This is a genomic window from Vibrio splendidus (assembly GCF_024347615.1).
GTDB lineage: Bacteria > Pseudomonadota > Gammaproteobacteria > Enterobacterales > Vibrionaceae > Vibrio > Vibrio splendidus.
In genome coordinates, this window is the sequence record NZ_AP025508.1 from 962010 (window position 1) to 981424 (window position 19415).

The window sequence follows — 19415 nt, forward strand, 5'->3', positions numbered from 1 at the left end:
ATACCTTGGCTGCGGCTCAGCCCAAAGATGATTCTGATACACAATCCGCAGAGCTGAATGCTCAGGGGGCATCTCAAGCTAGTGCTGCGATGAGTGAAGGCAATAAATTGCTTGGTCAGTTGGACGAGGCAAACAAAACACTGAATCAGCCTGACAACGGCAAAGGCTTGCCTCAGCAAGTGAAGGCCGATGAAGCTCAAGGCAAGATTGTAGGTGCGACTGCTGTGGGCGTTCTTGCGACCGACACCGTGGGTAAACCGGCACAACAAATCAATGCAGTAAACCAAGAAAACGGTCTTGAGGTCGATTCTGAAATTGCCGTGCTTACTGGAGGTAAGGGTGTTTCACAGTTGACTGATGATGAAATTCGACAGTTGATGGATAAAGGCGTCACTCCAGAACAAATTGAAGCGAGTATGAGCCGAGAGTTGCGCCAAAAGAACGCGGCCAGTGCGGTTGCTGCCGATCAGAGTCAAGCACTCTCAGCAGCGGATATGGAACTTGCAAAACAGGTTGATGCCCATACCAAAGCGTTAAACCAATTGAATGGACAGATCGAATCAGAACAGTCTGTTGTCGATGGTCTGGTTCAAAAGCAACAAAGTGGCGCTAAGTTGACGGTCGATGAGCAAGCTGCGCTGGCTCAAGCAACCTCTAACTTAGAAGTCTTGAATCAACAGCTAACCAATGTTCAACAGCAAGCAACGGCTTTACTAAGCCAAGATCCGAACGTGAACAGCATACCCGGTGAACCCACCGCTATTGATTGGGACAACACTGATTCAAATGAAGCCAAAGCCTTAGCCGCGGTGGCATCAACAGCGGCAGTAGCGACTGCTGCACAACAAGTATCAGCGCAGGCCGCTTCTCAATCAGCAAATAATGCTCTTACGGATAAGGCGGCAATGCTGCACGCCAATAATGCGCATGCGGCTCAACAGGCAGCGGCTCAGCAATTACAACAAGGGAATGCCGCTCCAATGCAGCAGCAAGCGGCTTTAGACCCAAGCTTAACGGCACAAAGCCTAGCGATGAATGCAACGCCAGCGGCCACAAAAGCAAGCTCGACTGACGCGCTTCTTAAAGCGGGCGCTGGTGCCGCTGCATTGTCTGGTTTGGGTAAAGCGGGTGCTAAAGAAGATTCTAAAGATTCGACCTTGGCCCAGCAGATCGCTTCTGCGGCTGGCGCACAAGGTACAGCAACGGTTGGTTCAGCACCTACACGAGCTGAAATTCAAGCTGCTCAACAAGCGCCTTTACAGCTCACCAAAGAGCTAGCCAATGAGCAGGTCGCGGAAAAAGTCCAAATGATGATGTCTAAGAACCTCAAGAACTTGGACATTCGTCTCGATCCACCAGAATTGGGTCAGATGAAAATACGCATGACCATGAATAATGATGTGGCGAACGTGCACTTTACGGTTAGTAATCAACAGGCAAGAGAGGTGATTGAACAAACCTTACCTCGCTTGAGGGAGATGCTTGCTCAACAAGGCCTACAACTAGCCGATTCGTCAGTTCAGCAACAGAGCTCTGGTCAGGGACAGGATAGATACAACAATGGTGAGCAACAATCCGGCACTAACCGCACAAATGATGGGCAAGGTGATGAAAACCTTGATAGTGGCAGCAATCTTGAATTGAATGTCGCATCAAAGCGTGATGGAATTAGTTATTATGCCTAATATCAGGCTAAGAACGCTTGGTTGATAGATAGAACCATCAGTTAATAGAAAGTACTGTTAGTTAATAGAAAGAACCGTCAGTTAATCGAAAGAACAGGAAGTTAGAGTAAAGTATGGCAGAAGAACAAGATGCACCTAAAGGGAAGAGCAAGCTCCTTATCATCATTATAGCGGTAGTCGTTTTGCTGCTTGGCATAGGTGGTGCGCTGTTCTTTTTCTTAGGCTCCGATGATAGTGCCTCTGAATCTCAGTCTCAGCCAGCCACCGCAGTGGTCGCAGCAGAGCCTGTCATGTATGTTAATATTCCTCAGCCTTTCTTGTTTAATGTGACGGGGGATAAAAAAGATCGCCTAGTTCAGATAAAAGCACAGCTGATGGTACGTGGCAGTAAGAATGAAGACCTCGCACGTTACCACTCTCCACTCGTAGAAAGTACGCTACTGGCCACGTTCGCTTCGGCAACGGTCGATCAATTACGCTCACCCACTGGGCGAATTGAACTGCGTGACAAGGCAACTGAAGATATTAAAGCAAGTCTGGCTCAAGCTGTTGGCCAGCCTGTGATTGAAAAAGTGTTATTCACTGACTTCGTAATTCAATAGGTAATTTGTGACCGATTTATTAAGCCAAGACGAAATTGATGCGCTATTGCATGGCGTTGATGATGTTGAAGAAGTTGAAGATGTCTTAGAAACCGAGAATGACAGTGCAGTCAATTTCGACTTCTCATCTCAAGATCGAATCGTCCGTGGTCGAATGCCGACCCTTGAACTTATTAACGAGCGCTTCGCACGTCATATGCGAATCAGTTTGTTCAATATGTTACGTAAAACGGCTGAAGTGTCGATCAATGGCGTACAAATGATGAAGTTTGGTGAGTACCAAAACACATTGTATGTACCCACCAGTTTAAACATGGTTCGTTTCCGCCCGTTGAAAGGTACGGCGCTGATCACTATGGAAGCACGCCTTGTATTTATTCTTGTAGAAAACTTTTTCGGTGGTGACGGCCGTTTCCACGCCAAGATTGAAGGCCGTGAATTCACGCCAACAGAAAGACGAATTATTCAGTTACTGCTGAAAATTGTTTTTGAAGATTACAAAGAAGCTTGGTCTCCAGTGATGGGGGTTGAGTTTGAATACTTGGATTCTGAAGTGAACCCAAGCATGGCGAACATTGTGAGCCCAACCGAAGTGATTGTTGTAAGTTCATTCCACATTGAAGTGGATGGCGGTGGTGGTGATTTCCACGTCGTGATGCCTTATTCCATGGTTGAGCCGATTCGTGAATTGCTTGATGCCGGTGTTCAATCAGACAAAATGGAAACCGACGTTCGTTGGAGCACCGCGCTGCGTGATGAAATCATGGATGTGCCAGTCAATTTTCGCGTGAACTTGTTAGAGCAAGATATTTCCCTGCGTGATTTGATGGAGCTGCGCCCAGGGGATGTCATTCCCATGAATATGCCTGAACACGCGACGATGTTTGTCGAAGAACTGCCGACTTATCGTGTGAAAATGGGGCGTTCTGGTGAGAAGCTCGCGGTACAGATTTCGGAAAAAATTCAAAGACCGCATGTGGTCAAAACTGATCTCGCTTTTCTAGGCAAAGACCTAATGTCTGAGCTCGAAAACAGCGATGATGACGAATAGCAAAATAGATAAAAGTATAGGAATTGGTAATGGAACCTAGTGAAGATCAAAAGCTAGCAGACGAATGGGCTGCAGCACTTGGTGAAGACCCTTTAGCACCGTCAATTGATGTTGATGATGTGCTTGCGGCACCACTTGATGAGCTAACTGATTCATCGTCTCCGATTTCTGAAGATGAGCGTCGTAAACTGGATACCATCATGGACATCCCAGTGACTATCTCGATGGAAGTTGGCCGTTCTCAGATCAGTATCCGTAACTTACTTCAATTGAACCAAGGTTCGGTTGTAGAGCTCGATAGAATTGCTGGTGAGTCACTAGACGTGATGGTTAACGGTACTCTGATTGCTCACGGAGAAGTGGTTGTGGTGAACGACAAATTTGGTATTCGTTTGACTGACGTAATTAGCCAAACAGAACGAATTAAGAAGTTACGTTAATGCGCTTTTCGCCAAAAAGATTGGTGGGCTCGTCTCGCGGAACATTGGGAATAGGGCTGTTGTCTACGCCTTCTATTGCCTTTGCTGCGCCTCCTTCTCTTGATTTAGCGACCACTTTTGGGTCGCTGATTTTCGTTATCGCCTTCATCTTATTTATTGCTTGGTTACTCAAGCGAATGCAAGTGCCTGCGATGTCGAATCAACAAGGTTTGGCTATTGTTAGGCAAATTCCTGTTGGCACTAAAGAACGCATTGCGATTGTGCAAGCAGGTGATGAACAGTTCTTAGTCGGCATTACCACACAGTCGATTCAGCTGATCTCTAAGCTCGATAAACCTCTTACTCAGGAGATGCTGGAAAAAAGTACATTTTCAAGTCAGCTTTCCCAGCTAATTAAAAAAGATGCAAACAAGTAACGGACTTTTCACCTCATCTTACCTTTGCCAAATCGGATCTTTTCGAGCGGTAAAAGCGTTGTTGGTTCAGCTCATCCTCCTCTGTTCTTTAGTGTTCAGTGTGTCGGTATTTGCACAGGCAGAAGATGGCACCGTCATTCCAGCGAATACAGCAGGCTCAGAGTCGGTTACCATCAGCACGATGGAACAAGATCAAGCTAAATCGCAAACCATGACGACTGGTAGTTTAACGGGCAATGGTGGTGGCATTCCTGCCTTTACCATGACCACCAACGCCAATGGCGGTGAAGACTACTCGATCAATTTACAGATATTGGCTCTAATGACCATGCTTGGCTTCTTGCCGGCAATGGTAATTTTGATGACGTCGTTCACCCGTATTGTGGTGGTGATGTCGATTTTGCGTCAGGCAATGGGTCTCCAACAAACGCCTTCAAACCAAGTGATTATTGGTATCGCGATATTTTTGACCTTTTTCATCATGTCACCAGTGATCAATCAAGTGAATGAGCAAGCGGTTCAGCCTTATCTCAATGAACAAATATCGGCACGACAGGCGTTCGACGTTGCCCAAGGCCCGATCAAGTCTTTCATGCTCAAACAAACCCGAATCAAAGATCTAGAAACCTTTGTTGAGATCTCGGGTGCGGAAGTGACTAACCCTGAAGATGTTTCCATGGCAGTTTTGATTCCAGCGTTTATCACATCGGAGTTGAAAACGGCTTTCCAAATCGGCTTTATGCTGTTCTTACCTTTCTTAATCATCGACTTGGTGGTCGCCTCGGTATTGATGGCTATGGGTATGATGATGTTGTCACCGATGATTGTATCGTTACCATTTAAGTTGATGTTGTTCGTCCTTGTTGATGGTTGGAACTTGATACTCTCCACTCTCGCCGGCAGTTTTGCCTTGTAGCTGGGGGAATAATGAATCCTGAAATATTCGTAGAGTTGTTCCGAGATGCACTTTGGATGGTACTGATAATGGTATGTGCCATTATTATTCCTAGCCTATTGATTGGTTTAGTCGTAGCGGTTTTCCAAGCTGCGACGTCTATCAACGAACAAACATTGAGTTTCCTACCGCGTTTGATCGTGACGTTATTGGCGTTGATGATGTTTGCTCACTGGATGACTCAGATGATGATGGAGTTTTTTTTCGAACTCATCGAACGCTTACCGCAAGTTCTGTATTAAACCTATATGGAATACCCAACGAGCCTTGTACTAGAGTGGTTAGCCAATTATTTTTGGCCATACACTCGCATCTCAGCCATGCTGATGGTAATGACGGTAACAGGGGCACGCTTTGTGTCGCCGCGTATCCGTCTGTATTTAGGTTTGGCGATCACCTTTGCTGTGATGCCCGCAATCCCTGCTGTTCCTAAAGAGATTGAGCTGCTGTCCTTCCAAGGATTCTTGACTGTATTTGAACAAATCGTGATTGGTGTCGCCATGGGGTTTGTTACTCAGTTTTTGATTCAAACTTTTGTTATGCTCGGTCAGATTTTAGGTATGCAATCGAGCTTGGGTTTTGCCTCTATGGTTGACCCTGCGAATGGTCAAAATACGCCAGTACTTGGCCAACTGTTCATGCTGTTGGCGACCATGTTTTTCTTGGCGACCGATGGTCACTTGAAAATGTTGCAACTGGTAGTGTTCAGCTTTAAAACTTTGCCGATTGGCAGTGGGTCTTTAACCGCCGTCGATTTCAGAGAGCTGGCATTGTGGCTTGGCATCATGTTCAAAACAGCATTAGCGATGTCGTTATCGGGTATTATTGCGCTGCTGACGATTAACCTTTCATTTGGTGTAATGACACGTGCGGCACCTCAGCTAAACATATTTTCTTTGGGTTTTGCATTTGCGCTACTCGTGGGTCTGTTACTTTGTTGGTACATCCTTGGCGGCTTGTTTAGCCACTATGAGCTATTTTGGATACAAGGCGAGCAACAGATATGTCGTCTAATCCGGTTAGATTGCTAGGAGACTGAAATGGCAGAGTCAGACGGTCAAGAACGCACAGAAGACGCCACGCCCAAACGCTTGCAACAGGCCAAAGAGAAAGGGCAGGTTGCAAGGTCAAAAGAGCTGGCGTCAGCATCGGTATTGATAGTCGGTGCGATTTCTTTAATGTGGTTTGGCGAATCGATGGCGAAGGCTTTGTTCGAGGCCATGCAACGCCTGTTTTCACTCAGTCGTGACGAGATTTTTGATACTAACAAGCTACTGGAAATAGCGGGTGGCGCATTAGTAAACCTATTGTTCCCATTGTTTTTGATTCTCATCACTTTGTTCGTTGCTGCTGTGATTGGCGCTGCGGGTGTTGGTGGGGTCAATTTCTCAATGCAAGCTGCTATGCCAAAGGCATCTAAACTCAATCCTTTGAGTGGTATCAAGCGTATGTTTGGCTTACAAAGCTGGGTTGAACTGCTGAAATCTATCTTGAAAGTGGCTTTGGTATCGGGCATGGCCATTTATCTGATTCAAGCTTCTCAACATGACTTGATGCAGTTGAGTATGGATGTGTATCCACAGAATATATTCCATGCCTTAGATATTTTGCTTAACTTCATCTTGTTGATCAGTTGTTCTCTACTCATCGTGGTCGCCATTGATATCCCATTCCAGATTTGGCAACACGCCGATCAGCTGAAGATGACCAAGCAAGAAGTCAAAGACGAATTCAAAGACACTGAGGGTAAGCCCGAAGTGAAAGGTCGTATTCGTATGCTGCAACGAGAAGCCGCTCAACGTCGAATGATGGCTGACGTTCCTCAAGCGGATGTGATTGTGACTAACCCTGAGCACTTTTCAGTGGCGCTGCGCTATAAGCAGAATCAAGATAAGGCACCAATTGTAGTTGCTAAAGGTGTCGATCACATGGCGATGAAAATCCGTGAAATCGCACGAGAAAATGACATCTATATTATCCCAGCACCGCCATTGGCTAGGGCGCTTTATCACACCACAGAGCTCGAACAACAAATTCCTGACGGTCTGTTTGCGGCAGTTGCACAAGTGCTTGCATATGTTTTCCAGCTTAAGCAATACCGAAAAAAAGGTGGAGAGAGGCCAAAACTGCAAGATTCTAATATGCCGATCCCACCTGATTTACGACATTAGATCAATTGCTTGAGCTCAGCTTGATGAACCCTGATAATAGCAACTTAGCTACCCCTCTTGTTTCCGAGGTGATGGCGATAATTTGACGTGAGATGTTGGTACAGTGTTTGCTATATCAATTCCGAACATATTAGCCCATAGCAACATAGCTTAGACCTAGGCCTCAATCTGCTTAGTGAGATAGCTACAACATAGCGAAACTGCCTAGATTTATGAAATTCACCCTGCCTTTTGCGGACAAGCTACCTAAAATTCCTAACCGTGCCATGCCTGCGATTGGCGCGCCTGTTATGGTGCTTGCAACGCTTGCTATGGTGGTGTTGCCCATTCCAGCTTTCTTGTTGGATATGTTCTTCACCTTCAACATTGCACTGTCTATGGTTGTGCTATTGGTTTCGGTTTATACCCGTCGGCCTTTAGACTTCGCTGCATTCCCGACCGTACTCCTGATTGCGACTCTGCTCCGCTTGGCCTTGAACGTTGCTTCGACACGTGTGGTATTGCTCCATGGCCATGAGGGTGGTGATGCTGCCGGTAACGTTATTGAGGCCTTTGGTAACGTGGTTATCGGTGGTAACTATGCGGTTGGTTTGGTGGTGTTCTTGATCCTGATGATCATCAACTTCATGGTTGTCACCAAAGGTGCGGGTCGTATCTCGGAAGTAAGTGCACGTTTTACCCTTGATGCTTTACCGGGTAAGCAGATGGCAATCGATGCCGACTTAAATGCAGGTTTGATCGACCAAGATCAGGCTCGTACTCGACGTTTTGAAGTGACCAAAGAAGCCGATTTCTACGGTTCAATGGACGGTGCATCTAAGTTTGTTAAAGGTGATGCGATCGCCGGTATCTTGATCTTGTTCATCAACATTATTGGTGGCTTGAGTATTGGTATGGTTCAGTTTGACCTTGGTTTTGGTGAAGCAATCGAAATCTATACACTACTGACTATCGGTGATGGTCTGGTTGCTCAAATTCCATCGTTATTACTTTCTATCGCTGCTGCGATGATGGTAACGCGTCAAAATACTGATGAAGATATGGGGCAACAGCTCTTCTTCCAACTGTTCGACAATCCTAAATCCTTGATGATCACCGCCGCTATCCTTGGCATCATGGGTATTGTGCCGGGTATGCCTCATTTCTCGTTCTTGAGCCTTGCTGTCGTTGCAGGTGCCGGTGCCTATTACATTGATAAAAAGAACAAGAAAAAAGCTGAACAACCCAACCTTCCAGCTACGGTTGAAGCGAGTGGGGAGACGGGTTCTCAGAAAGAACTTTCGTGGGATGATGTTCAGCCTGTTGATATTATTGGCTTAGAAGTTGGCTACCGCTTGATTCCTCTAGTTGACAGAGACCAAGGTGGCGAATTGCTTGAACGCGTTAAAGGGGTGCGTAAGAAGCTGTCTCAAGATTTTGGTTTCTTGATCCCAGCAGTACACATCCGCGATAACCTAGAATTGACGCCAAACAGTTACCGACTCACCTTAATGGGGGTTGCGGTTGGTGAGGCTGAGATTAAGCCGGATATGGAATTAGCCATTAACCCAGGCCAAGTGTATGGAATGATCGATGGTGAGCCGACGATTGACCCTGCCTTTGGTCTAGAAGCTGTGTGGATTCGTGAAGAGCAGCGTGAACATGCGCAAGCATTAGGTTACACGGTTGTTGATTCATCAACCGTGTTGGCCACTCACCTCAGTCAACAGCTAACGAATAACGCATCACAACTGATTGGTCACGAAGAAGTACAAAACTTACTTGAGATGCTTAGCCGTTCAACGCCTAAGCTGGTGGAAGGCTTTGTACCGGACCAATTACAGCTTGGCGTCGTTGTGAAAGTGCTGCAGAACCTGTTGAATGAAGCCATTCCAATTCGTGATATTCGAACAATAGTCCAAACTTTGTCGGAGTACTCAAGTAAGAGTCAAGAACCTGACATACTTACGGCGGCTGTTCGTATCTCTTTGAAACGACTAATTGTTCAAGAAATCAATGGTATAGAGCCAGAGTTGCCCGTGATAACCTTGATTCCAGAGCTGGAACAAATCTTGCATCAAACCATGCAGGCATCCGGCGGAGAATCTGCTGGTATTGAACCTGGTTTAGCCGAACGTTTACAGACCTCACTCAGCCATGCCACACAAGAGCAAGAGCTGAAAGGTGAGCCAGCAGTGCTACTGACCTCTGGTGTATTGCGTTCAACTCTGGCTAAGTTCGTGAAGAACACGATCCCAAGCTTGAGAGTGTTATCTTACCAAGAGATACCGGACGAAAAGCAGATACGTATAGTACAAGCTGTTGGTAATTAAGCCGCCTAATTAGAACGGACGATCGAATTGAAAATTAAACGATTTTTTGCAAAAGATATGCGAACCGCACTGCTCCAAGTTAAAGAAGAACTTGGCTCAGAAGCGGTGATCATGTCTAACAAAAAGGTCGCGGGTGGCGTGGAAATTGTTGCCGCTATTGATGGCGAATCTAGCCCGTCGACAGCGAGCCAGAGATTAAATAAACCTCAGCAGCCTGCGCAAAGCCAGTATACGCAAATGGCCGCACCCGCAGCACCGGCAGGGCGTCGTCAATTAGACGATGACAAGGTTAGCCTACAGACGAATGCTGAAGGTGGACGCTCAATGACCAAACGCTTTGCGAATATGCTAAAGCAATACAGTCATGGCGCCGATGATGAGCCACAACACCGTGCTGAAAACGAAGACTCATTGTCAGCATTGCTAAATCGCCAATCCAGCACGGGTCATAAGCCGCATAGCAATCAGCAGCCACATAGTAATCGTCAATCTCTCGGCAACCAGCCGTCTCTTGGCAACCAACACTCTTCTGGCAACCAACAGTCTTCCGGTAACCAGCAATCTCACGGGAGCCTCGATTCAGCATTTGCTCGTGAAACCGGCTTATCTAAATTGATTGCCGAAGACCGCAGAGTAGAGCGTCCAACACCTCGTTTGGATCCTACCCGTTATGATCGTGGTCGTGAAAACCCTCAGTCGAAAGGTTCAGATGCAGAAATGGAGACGATGCGTGAAGAGATGACCTCAATTCGTCGTCTATTAGAGCATCAAGTATCAGGGCTAATGTGGCAAGAAGTTGAGCGTCGTGAACCGCTCAGAGCAATGCTTATCAAACGCCTTGAGCGTATGGGTGTATCTGCCGAGCTTGCCGATCAAATGGCCTGTTACATTCCTGAAGATACCAAGCCTGCTCGTGCATGGAAGGCCTTGTTAGCACTGGTTGCTGACCAGATCTCTGTCACGCAAAAAGATATTTTAAAACGCGGTGGTATTGTGGCCTTGTTGGGCCCGACTGGCGTAGGTAAAACAACGACGGTTGCTAAGCTAGCAGCACGCGCAGCCATGGAATATGGCGCCGACAACGTCGCACTAGTGACAACGGACACATATCGTATAGGTGCACATGAGCAGTTATCGATTTATGGTCGAATTATGGGTTGCCCTGTAAGAGTTGCTAAAGATTCTAGTGAATTGGCCGATGTAATATATCAGTTACGTAATCGTCGCCTGATTCTGGTCGATACTGCAGGCATGGGACAACGAGATGTTCGCCTATCTGAGCAGTTAGACACATTGATGCAAGAGAGTGGTTCCGTTATCAATAGTTACCTTGTGTTGCCTGCTACCGCACAACGCAAAGTACTACAAGAAACCATTGAACACTTTAGAAGAATCCCGTTGTCGGGATGTATCCTGACTAAGCTGGATGAATCCCTTAGCTTGGGTGAGTTCATCAGTGTGGTAATACAAAATGCATTACCAGTTGCTTACATAGCAAATGGTCAACGAGTTCCTGAAGATATCGTCATAGCTCAGCCAAAGTATATGATTGCTAAGGCCAATGAGTTATTAGAAAAATCTACAGAGAATGAACCTCATTACTGGAATAGCGATTCTGAAGGGCTCTAGGCGGCGGATAAATATGAATGAGAATATGATACACGATCAAGCTAGCGGCCTCCGTCGCTTAACCAAGCCTTCACTCACAAAAGTTATCGCTGTAACCGGTGGTAAGGGAGGCGTCGGTAAATCGAATGTGACGTTAGGTATGGCTATTTGTATGGCTCGCCAAGGCAAGAAAGTCATGGTACTGGATGCCGACTTAGGGCTGGCTAACGTAGACATCATGCTGGGCATTCGTTCTAAACGAAACCTGGGTCATGTGTTGGCTGGCGAATGTGAACTTAAGGATGCGATTGTCGAAGGGCCGCACGGAATTAGAATTATTCCAGCGACATCTGGCACGCAAAGCATGACTGAACTTTCACACGCTCAACACGCTGGGTTGATTCGTGCATTTGGTTCGCTTGAAGACGAGATGGATATCTTGTTGGTTGATACCGCTGCGGGTATTTCAGACATGGTAATTAGCTTCTCAAGAGCGGCGCAAGACGTGGTTGTTGTGGTCTGTGATGAGCCTACCTCAATCACAGATGCATATGCACTGATCAAGCTTTTGAGCCGAGAGCACCAAGTTCAGCGATTCAAAATTGTTGCAAATATGGTCAGAAGCTACCGCGAAGGCCGAGAATTATTTGCAAAGTTGACTTTGGTCACAGAGCGCTTCTTGAATGTGAGCCTCGAACTCGTAGCATGTATTCCTTTAGATGATAAAGTACGTCAATCAGTCAAGAGACAGAAAATCGTAGTAGATGCGTACCCTCGCTCTCCAGCTGCATTGGCAATCAGCTCTTTGGCTAATAAAGCATTGACCTGGCCAATACCAAAAACGCCAAGTGGACACTTGGAGTTCTTTGTTGAAAGGCTGCTGAATCGTACTGAATTTATAGAGGAACCATTTGGTGAATAAAGCGCTTACTTACGATCAACATGCTAATCACAATAGCCAACAGGCTTTTTTTGAGAAGTATTCTGTGTTGGTTAAACGTATCGCTCATCACTTGTTGGGGCGATTACCGCCTAATGTCTTGGTTGATGACTTAATTCAAGCTGGCATGATTGGCTTGATTGAAGCGCAACAAAACTATGATGGTACCAAAGGCGCAAGCTTTGAGACGTATGCAGGTATTCGGATTCGCGGAGCTATGTTGGATGACATTCGCCGTGGTGACTGGGTGCCGAGATCGGTTCATAAAAACAATCGAGAAATCAGCAGTGCAATCGCGGAATTAGAGGGTACCCTCAATCGCGACCCAAGTGATGCCGAAGTGGCAAAGCACATGGGGCTGAGTTTAGACCAGTACCACAACGCTTTAACTGATATTAATTGCTCAAGACTTGTCGGGATCGAAGATTTAGGCGTCTCAGATGATGTAATATCTCCGAATGAAGACTCTCAAGATAACACGCCTTTTCAAGGGGTTGCTGATGAGTCATTTCGTCAAGCTTTGATCGATTCGATAAAACAACTTCCGGAAAGGGAAGGCCTCGTGCTTTCGCTTTATTACGACGAAGAACTCAATTTAAAAGAGATTGGGGAAGTACTAGGTGTCAGCGAATCTCGTGTCAGCCAAATACTGAGCCAATCTATGCAGCGTTTACGCACTAAGTTAAGTGCTTGGACACAGAACGACTAACAACACTGATTCTATTCAGTGGAGGCTAATTTGAACAAAAACATGAAAATTCTCATTGTTGATGATTTTTCAACGATGCGCCGAATTGTTAAAAACCTACTTCGCGATTTAGGTTTCAACAACACTCAAGAAGCAGACGATGGCTTAACCGCGTTACCTATGCTGAAAAAAGGCGAATTTGATTTCGTGGTAACTGACTGGAACATGCCAGGCATGCAAGGTATTGACCTGCTTAAACACATTCGCGCAGATGCAGAACTTAAGCATCTTCCAGTGCTTATGATCACTGCGGAAGCGAAGCGTGAGCAGATCATCGAAGCAGCGCAAGCGGGTGTTAATGGTTACATTGTGAAGCCTTTCACTGCTGCAACGCTGAAAGAGAAACTTGATAAGATTTTTGATCGCTTATAAGCATCAATAAGTTTTAGGCACTTCTAGGCAAACACTGACCGATAAGATCTCTGTTTATCTCGATAGCCTAAGCGCACAAAGTATGCGGAGTAAGGCCGAACTCAGGATGATTTCATTAGAACAAGCAAAAAAATTAGTAGAGCTGCTTGAGAACGATAAGCAGCAAGATGCTGATTCTCTTGTTAGAAGCATTTATGAAGACAATTTTAGTCTTCAAGACAATCCAATGCTTCAAGAAATAGGAAGTTTGACTCGCGACCTCCATGACTCTTTGACTCAATTCAATTTCGATGAGCGCATCAGCGTTATCGCAAATGATGAAATCCCTGACGCAAGGGATCGCCTTCAGTATGTCATTGATAAAACGGAAGTTGCGGCAAATAAGACGATGGACGCTGTCGATCGTTGTATGCCAATTGCAGACAACCTACACGAGTGTTTACTTCAAGTAAGGCCTCAATGGAATGAACTGATGCATGGCCGCATTGAGCTGGCACAATTTAAAGCTTTATGTCACCGCATTGATGGATTGCTTGTCCAAGTAGAAGGCGATAGTACTGAACTACGTGGACAATTGACTGAAATCTTGATGGCTCAGGATTTCCAAGATTTAACTGGGCAGATAATTAGCAAAGTTATTACCTTGGTGAATGAGGTTGAAGGACGTTTGGTCGAGATTCTCACCGTATTCGGTGCGAATCAAACAGAGCCAACTCCAGAGTCAGAGAAGAAAGCATCTATTGCGCCTGAAGGTCCAATTCTGAACCCAGAAGAGCGTGAAGATGCTGTTGCATCTCAAGATGAAGTCGACGATTTGTTATCCAGTCTTGGATTTTAAAGGTAACGTATGAGCTACGATTTAGACGAAGATATTCTTCAGGACTTTTTAGTCGAAGCAGGAGAGATCCTTGAACTCCTATCAGAACAACTGGTAGAGCTTGAGAATAACCCTGACGACAAAGACCTATTAAATGCTATTTTCCGTGGTTTCCATACAGTAAAAGGTGGTGCTGGTTTCCTAGCATTGACTGAGCTGGTGGATACTTGTCATGGTGCTGAGAATGTGTTCGACATTCTACGAAACGGCCAGCGCAGCGTAACATCAGGTTTGATGGATACGATGCTGCAGGCTCTAGATACAGTTAATGTACAGTTTCAAGCCGTGCAAGATCAGGAACCTTTAGTGCCTGCTGATCAAGCTTTATTGGATGAACTTCACCGCCTCTGTAAACCACAGTCTGCCGATGAAGCTGCTCCAGTAGAAGCCCCAGCACCAGTAATCACTGAACCCGTTTTTGAAGCGCCTGCTGAACCGATCGTCGAAAGCGCAAGCATTAGTGCATCTTCAGTGGATGATATCTCTGAAGATGAGTTTGAGCGTCTGCTTGATGAGCTTCATGGTAAAGGTGGTTCACCAACAGCATCTTCTGTACCAACACCGCCGCCAGCTCCTGTTGCTCCTCAGCCAGTTGCTGAGAGTGGTGATATTACTGATGACGAATTCGAAAAGTTATTAGATGAACTGCATGGCGCGGGCAAGAGCCCGACGGCAGTAGGTTCACCGCCTCCTCCTCCGCCAGCACCTTCTTCCGCACCCGTTTCGGCGATGTCTGAAGGTGATGACCTGATGAGCGACGAAGAGTTTGAGAAGCTACTAGACCAGTTACATGGTTCAGGTAATGGACCAACTATTGAAGAGCTAGATGCAGCAACTAAACCTGCTGCAGCGAAGCCTATTGCTCCAGTGCCGGCTCCACAGGCAGCACCTAAGCCTCAGCCATCTGCACCGGTCGCTGTTAAAGAAGCACCAGCGAAAGCTGAAGTTAAAGCGCCAGCGAAGAAACAACAAGCCGACGCTACAGTTCGTGTCGACACGTCAACACTGGATACCATCATGAATATGGTGGGTGAGCTGGTGTTGGTTCGTAATCGACTTGTGAGCCTTGGCTTAAACAGTAACGATGAAGAGATGGCAAAAGCTGTCTCGAATTTAGATGTTGTTACCGCAGACCTCCAAGGTGCGGTAATGAAGACTCGTATGCAGCCGATCAAGAAAGTTTTTGGTCGTTTCCCACGAGTTGTCCGCGACCTTGCTCGTAGTTTGAAGAAAGACATTGTTCTTGAAATGCGCGGGGAAGAAACGGATCTTGATAAGAATTTAGTTGAAGCACTTGCCGATCCACTGATTCACTTAGTGAGAAACTCTGTGGATCACGGTATTGAAATGCCTGAAGCCCGTATTGCGGCTGGCAAATCACAAACGGGTAAAGTGATTCTATCTGCCTCGCAAGAAGGTGACCATATTGAACTGGCTATCGTTGATGACGGTGGCGGTATGGACCCTGATAAGCTTCGTGCTATTGCGGTTAAACGCGGTCTGATGGATGAAGATGCAGCGTCTCGCTTATCAAACAAAGAGTGTTTCAATCTTATTTTTGCCCCTGGCTTTTCAAGCAAGGAGCAGATCTCGGATATCTCTGGTCGTGGTGTAGGTATGGACGTTGTGAAAACAGCGATCAACACACTGAATGGCTCGATTGATATTGATTCAGAGATGGGACAAGGCACCAAGATCACGATCAAGGTTCCATTGACGCTGGCGATTCTACCAACCTTGATGGTCGGTGTTGCCGGACATCCATTTGCATTGCCACTGGCTTCTGTAAACGAGATCTTCCACCTAGATTTAAGCCGCACAAACGTGGTTGATGGCCAGCTGACGATTATCGTTCGCGATAAGTCTATTCCGTTGTTCTACTTGCAAAACTGGCTGGCACCTAAAGCGGGTATTGTGGAATTGCGTAAAGGACACGGCCATGTTGTTATCGTACAACTTGGTAGCCAACGTGTTGGTTTTGTTGTTGATACGCTTATTGGCCAAGAAGAAGTTGTTATCAAACCACTTGATAAACTACTACAGGGCACGCCAGGAATGGCAGGCGCGACAATTACAAGTGATGGACACATTGCATTGATTCTAGATGTGCCGGACTTGTTGAAGCAGTACGCAGCTGCGTCAAGAATTTAATTTAAGGATAAATATGGCGATTAAAGTATTAGTCGTTGATGATTCGAGTTTTTTTCGTCGTCGCGTTAGCGAGATCATCAACTCAGAGGCTCGCCTAGAAGTCATTGATGTAGCAGTAAACGGTAAAGAAGCGGTTGAGAAAGCGAAACAGCTGAGACCTGACGTAATCACGATGGACATCGAAATGCCTGTCATGGACGGCATCACAGCCGTTCGTGAAATCATGGCTGCGTCGCCAACGCCTATTTTAATGTTTTCATCGCTAACGCATGATGGTGCGAGAGCAACGTTAGATGCGTTAGACGCTGGTGCTCTAGACTTCCTACCTAAGAAGTTTGAAGACATCGCACGTAACCGTGATGATGCTGTCGCATTGCTTCAACAACGTGTGATTCAGATTGCAGCAAAGCGTGCGTTTATGCGCCGTGCTCCGATTGCGCCACGAGCTACAGCTACACCAGCAACAACTTCAACACCATTGCGCCAACCGATTTCAGCAGCAGCTTCAGCAGTGAAACCAGCGGTTGCATCAACGGCGAAATTCAGAGCTTCGGGTAAAAAGTATCAATTAACTGCAATTGGTACCTCTACAGGTGGCCCGGTTGCACTACAGAAAATTTTGACGCGCATCCCTGCACACTACCCACATCCGATTGTGTTAGTTCAGCATATGCCAGCAACGTTCACCGCCGCTTTTGCTAGCCGACTGAATACCTTATGCAAGATTGAGGTTCGCGAAGCACAAGACGGAGATGTGTTGAAACCTGGAGTGGCTTATCTTGCTCCTGGTGGTAAACAAATGATGGTTGACGGCCGTGCAGGATCTGCTCGCTTAAGAATTCTCGATGGCGGCGACCGAATGAATTACAAACCTTGTGTGGATGTAACCTTCGGCTCTGCAGCGAAGATCTACGGTGACAAAGTCTTGTCTATGATACTGACCGGTATGGGCGCTGATGGTCGAGAAGGTTCGCGTATGTTAAAAACTGCGGGCTCGACAATCTGGGCGCAAGACGAAGATAGCTGTGTTGTATATGGTATGCCTCAAGCTGTAGCAAAAGCTGGCATTTCTACTGAAGACCTCCCTCTAGACCGCATTGCGGAAAGGATTTTGGTTGAAGTTGGGTTAGCTTAGGTAAATCGAAATGATTGTTTGGAGTGTTGCAAACCAAAAAGGTGGTGTTGGTAAAACGACCTCGACCGTGACCCTAGCAGGTTTACTTGCGTTGAAGGGGCACCGTGTTCTGTTGGTTGATACTGACCCGCATGCATCACTAACCACCTATCTGGGTTACGACTCAGATACGGTGGAATCGAGTCTGTTTGATCTATTTCAGTTGCGTGAGTTTAACGCGCCGACAGTAAGACCTTTGATTTTACAAACGGAAGTCGAAGGTATCGATATTATTCCCGCGCACATGTCTTTGGCAACATTAGACCGTGTGATGGGAAATCGAAGCGGTATGGGGTTGATCTTGAAGCGTGCTTTAGCCGCTTTGAAAGACGACTATGACTATGTGCTTATCGATTGTCCGCCGATCTTGGGTGTGATGATGGTCAACGCATTGGCTGCCAGTGACCGTATTTTGATTCCGGTACAGACTGAGTTTTTGGCAATGAAGGGCTTAGAGCGCATGATTCGCACTTTGGCTATCATGCAGAAGTCTCGCAAAACACCGTTTAAGGTGACGATTGTCCCAACGATGTACGACAAGCGAACTAAAGCATCACTGCAAACATTAACTCAGCTAAAAGAAGATTATCCAAATCAAGTTTGGACATCCGCTGTGCCGATAGACACTAAGTTTCGAGATGCTAGCCTAAAGCGCTTACCAGCATCTCATTTTGCATCGGGTAGTCGTGGCGTATTTGCTTACAAACAGCTGCTTATTTATCTCGAAAGGCTGGCGATAAATGAGCGCGAATAAAGAATCAACAATGGCGCGATCAAGTTTATCAAGTGAACAAGCACTTGATGATTACTTTACTGCGCTGTTAGGTGATGAAATGCTGGATTCTGACGAATTTTTTGTTGACGAGACCAGCGATGAGCCAGAGCCAGAGCCCAAACATTCGAGTTACTCGACTTATGCCGAGTTACGAGAAGCTGAATTTGAAGTGCCCAATCTGGAAGATGTTCAAAAATTACTGAGCCGCTTAGAAGCGACGAACGTGGTTGATGAACTGAATCTTGATGAATTAATGGATCAGAACACGCAGAAAATCGCTCAGCAAGCAGACATGCAAATGTTTGATGCGGCGGTGGAATCCGTTCAGCTTTCTGTAGAACCTGAGATTCAAGGTTGGAACCTCCCAGAGTCAGATTCATCAATGGTTGTTGAACGACCTGTTGAACGACCAATTGAGCAGCAAGCCGAGTCTCCAATAGCTGAAGAGTCACCAATAGCTGAAGAGTCACCAATAGCTGAAGAGTCGCACGTTGAAGCTCAGCAAGACGGAACTCACACTGAAGAGTCAGAAATTGAATCTATCAGTGAACCCGAAGTTGAGCTTGAAACTCAATCTGGCGGTATTGAACGGTTTACATCTTGGGAAACTACGGCTCGAACAGAAGATTTTCAGGTACTGTATTTTGACGTCAACGGGGTAACATTTGCTGTTCCTCTTGATGAGCTTGGTGGTATTCATCGCCTTGAAGAGCTAAGCCATTTGATTGGTAAGCCTGCTTGGTATTTAGGTTTGCAAACAAATCGAGATAGTCAGTTAGATGTGGTCGACACTGCAAAGTGGGTGATGCCTGAGAAACTAACGAATGATGAATACAAAGAAAACTATCAATATATAGTGATGCTTGGCGAAAGCTTATGGGGGCTCGCGGGGACTGAACTTAAAGGTACCGAGCTTCTTAATACAGATAAAGTTCGTTGGCGAGAAATGGCAGGTAAACGCCCATGGCTCGCTGGTATGGTAAAAGAAAAAATGTGTGCTTTGATTCATGTTGAAGCATTGATCGCCATGCTAAACGCAGGGCTAGATGTAAAAGCATTAAGCTAGTAATAAGCATTAGGCTAACAATAAACGCATCAAGTTAATAATAGTGGTCGGTAACGACGGCAAGAGGATTAA

At 46.1% G+C, this 19415-nt stretch carries 18 protein-coding genes and 1 pseudogene; all 19 read left to right on the forward strand.

The window, feature by feature from the left end; translation table 11 throughout:
• Positions 1–44: 44 nt before the first annotated feature.
• Positions 45–1685 (forward strand): annotated as a pseudogene (locus tag OCU90_RS04330) (flagellar hook-length control protein FliK); the annotation flags it as partial.
• A gap of 113 nt (positions 1686–1798) precedes the next feature.
• Entirely contained in the window at positions 1799–2287 is a 489-nt protein-coding gene (gene fliL, locus OCU90_RS04335) for a flagellar basal body-associated protein FliL (protein WP_004736206.1), read from the forward strand.
• A 7-nt stretch (positions 2288–2294) separates the two neighbouring features.
• Positions 2295–3338 carry a flagellar motor switch protein FliM gene (gene fliM, locus OCU90_RS04340; protein WP_004736207.1) on the forward strand — a complete coding sequence of 348 codons (1044 nt, stop codon included), beginning with the start codon at positions 2295–2297 and terminating at the stop codon, positions 3336–3338.
• Positions 3339–3367: 29 nt separating this feature from the next.
• Positions 3368–3778 (forward strand): flagellar motor switch protein FliN, encoded by a 411-nt coding sequence (gene fliN, locus OCU90_RS04345; protein ID WP_004736208.1) that lies wholly within the window; start codon positions 3368–3370, stop codon positions 3776–3778.
• Positions 3778–4194 (forward strand): flagellar biosynthetic protein FliO, encoded by a 417-nt coding sequence (gene fliO, locus OCU90_RS04350; protein ID WP_017091071.1) that lies wholly within the window; start codon positions 3778–3780, stop codon positions 4192–4194. The genes fliN and fliO overlap by 1 nt, the downstream gene beginning before the upstream one ends.
• A complete protein-coding gene (fliP, locus tag OCU90_RS04355) occupies positions 4181–5110 on the forward strand; it encodes a flagellar type III secretion system pore protein FliP (RefSeq protein WP_004736210.1) in 930 nt (309 codons plus the stop codon). Before fliO ends, fliP begins: the two co-directional genes overlap by 14 nt.
• Before the next feature lie 11 nt (positions 5111–5121).
• Positions 5122–5391: a flagellar biosynthesis protein FliQ gene (gene fliQ / locus OCU90_RS04360; protein ID WP_004736211.1), complete on the forward strand. Its 270-nt coding sequence runs from the start codon at positions 5122–5124 to the stop codon at positions 5389–5391.
• A 6-nt stretch (positions 5392–5397) separates the two neighbouring features.
• Complete coding sequence (fliR, locus tag OCU90_RS04365; protein ID WP_004736212.1) at positions 5398–6180, forward strand: flagellar biosynthetic protein FliR; 783 nt, start codon at positions 5398–5400, stop codon at positions 6178–6180.
• 9 nt (positions 6181–6189) lie between these two features.
• Positions 6190–7320 carry a flagellar biosynthesis protein FlhB gene (gene flhB, locus OCU90_RS04370; protein WP_004736213.1) on the forward strand — a complete coding sequence of 377 codons (1131 nt, stop codon included), beginning with the start codon at positions 6190–6192 and terminating at the stop codon, positions 7318–7320.
• Positions 7321–7532: 212 nt separating this feature from the next.
• Positions 7533–9632 (forward strand): flagellar biosynthesis protein FlhA, encoded by a 2100-nt coding sequence (gene flhA / locus OCU90_RS04375; RefSeq protein ID WP_004736214.1) that lies wholly within the window; start codon positions 7533–7535, stop codon positions 9630–9632.
• Between the two features lie 27 nt (positions 9633–9659).
• A complete protein-coding gene (gene flhF / locus OCU90_RS04380; protein ID WP_061024950.1) occupies positions 9660–11261 on the forward strand; it encodes a flagellar biosynthesis protein FlhF in 1602 nt (533 codons plus the stop codon).
• Between the two features lie 13 nt (positions 11262–11274).
• On the forward strand, positions 11275–12162 hold the full coding sequence (locus tag OCU90_RS04385; RefSeq protein WP_004736216.1) for a MinD/ParA family protein: 888 nt from the start codon (positions 11275–11277) through the stop codon (positions 12160–12162).
• Positions 12155–12889, forward strand: a complete 735-nt coding sequence (locus OCU90_RS04390; protein ID WP_017076812.1) for an RNA polymerase sigma factor FliA — start codon at positions 12155–12157, stop codon at positions 12887–12889. Before OCU90_RS04385 ends, OCU90_RS04390 begins: the two co-directional genes overlap by 8 nt.
• Positions 12890–12931: 42 nt before the next feature.
• A complete protein-coding gene (gene cheY / locus OCU90_RS04395; RefSeq protein WP_016767062.1) occupies positions 12932–13300 on the forward strand; it encodes a chemotaxis response regulator CheY in 369 nt (122 codons plus the stop codon).
• 106 nt (positions 13301–13406) lie between these two features.
• Positions 13407–14138 (forward strand): protein phosphatase CheZ, encoded by a 732-nt coding sequence (locus tag OCU90_RS04400; RefSeq protein ID WP_004736219.1) that lies wholly within the window; start codon positions 13407–13409, stop codon positions 14136–14138.
• A gap of 9 nt (positions 14139–14147) precedes the next feature.
• Positions 14148–16328 carry a chemotaxis protein CheA gene (locus OCU90_RS04405; protein ID WP_061024952.1) on the forward strand — a complete coding sequence of 727 codons (2181 nt, stop codon included), beginning with the start codon at positions 14148–14150 and terminating at the stop codon, positions 16326–16328.
• Between the two features lie 13 nt (positions 16329–16341).
• On the forward strand, positions 16342–17463 hold the full coding sequence (locus OCU90_RS04410; RefSeq protein ID WP_061024954.1) for a protein-glutamate methylesterase/protein-glutamine glutaminase: 1122 nt from the start codon (positions 16342–16344) through the stop codon (positions 17461–17463).
• Between the two features lie 10 nt (positions 17464–17473).
• Positions 17474–18256, forward strand: a complete 783-nt coding sequence (locus OCU90_RS04415; protein ID WP_017076808.1) for a ParA family protein — start codon at positions 17474–17476, stop codon at positions 18254–18256.
• Positions 18243–19343 (forward strand): chemotaxis protein CheW, encoded by a 1101-nt coding sequence (locus OCU90_RS04420; RefSeq protein ID WP_061024956.1) that lies wholly within the window; start codon positions 18243–18245, stop codon positions 19341–19343. The genes OCU90_RS04415 and OCU90_RS04420 overlap by 14 nt, the downstream gene beginning before the upstream one ends.
• Positions 19344–19415: the final 72 nt, after the last annotated feature.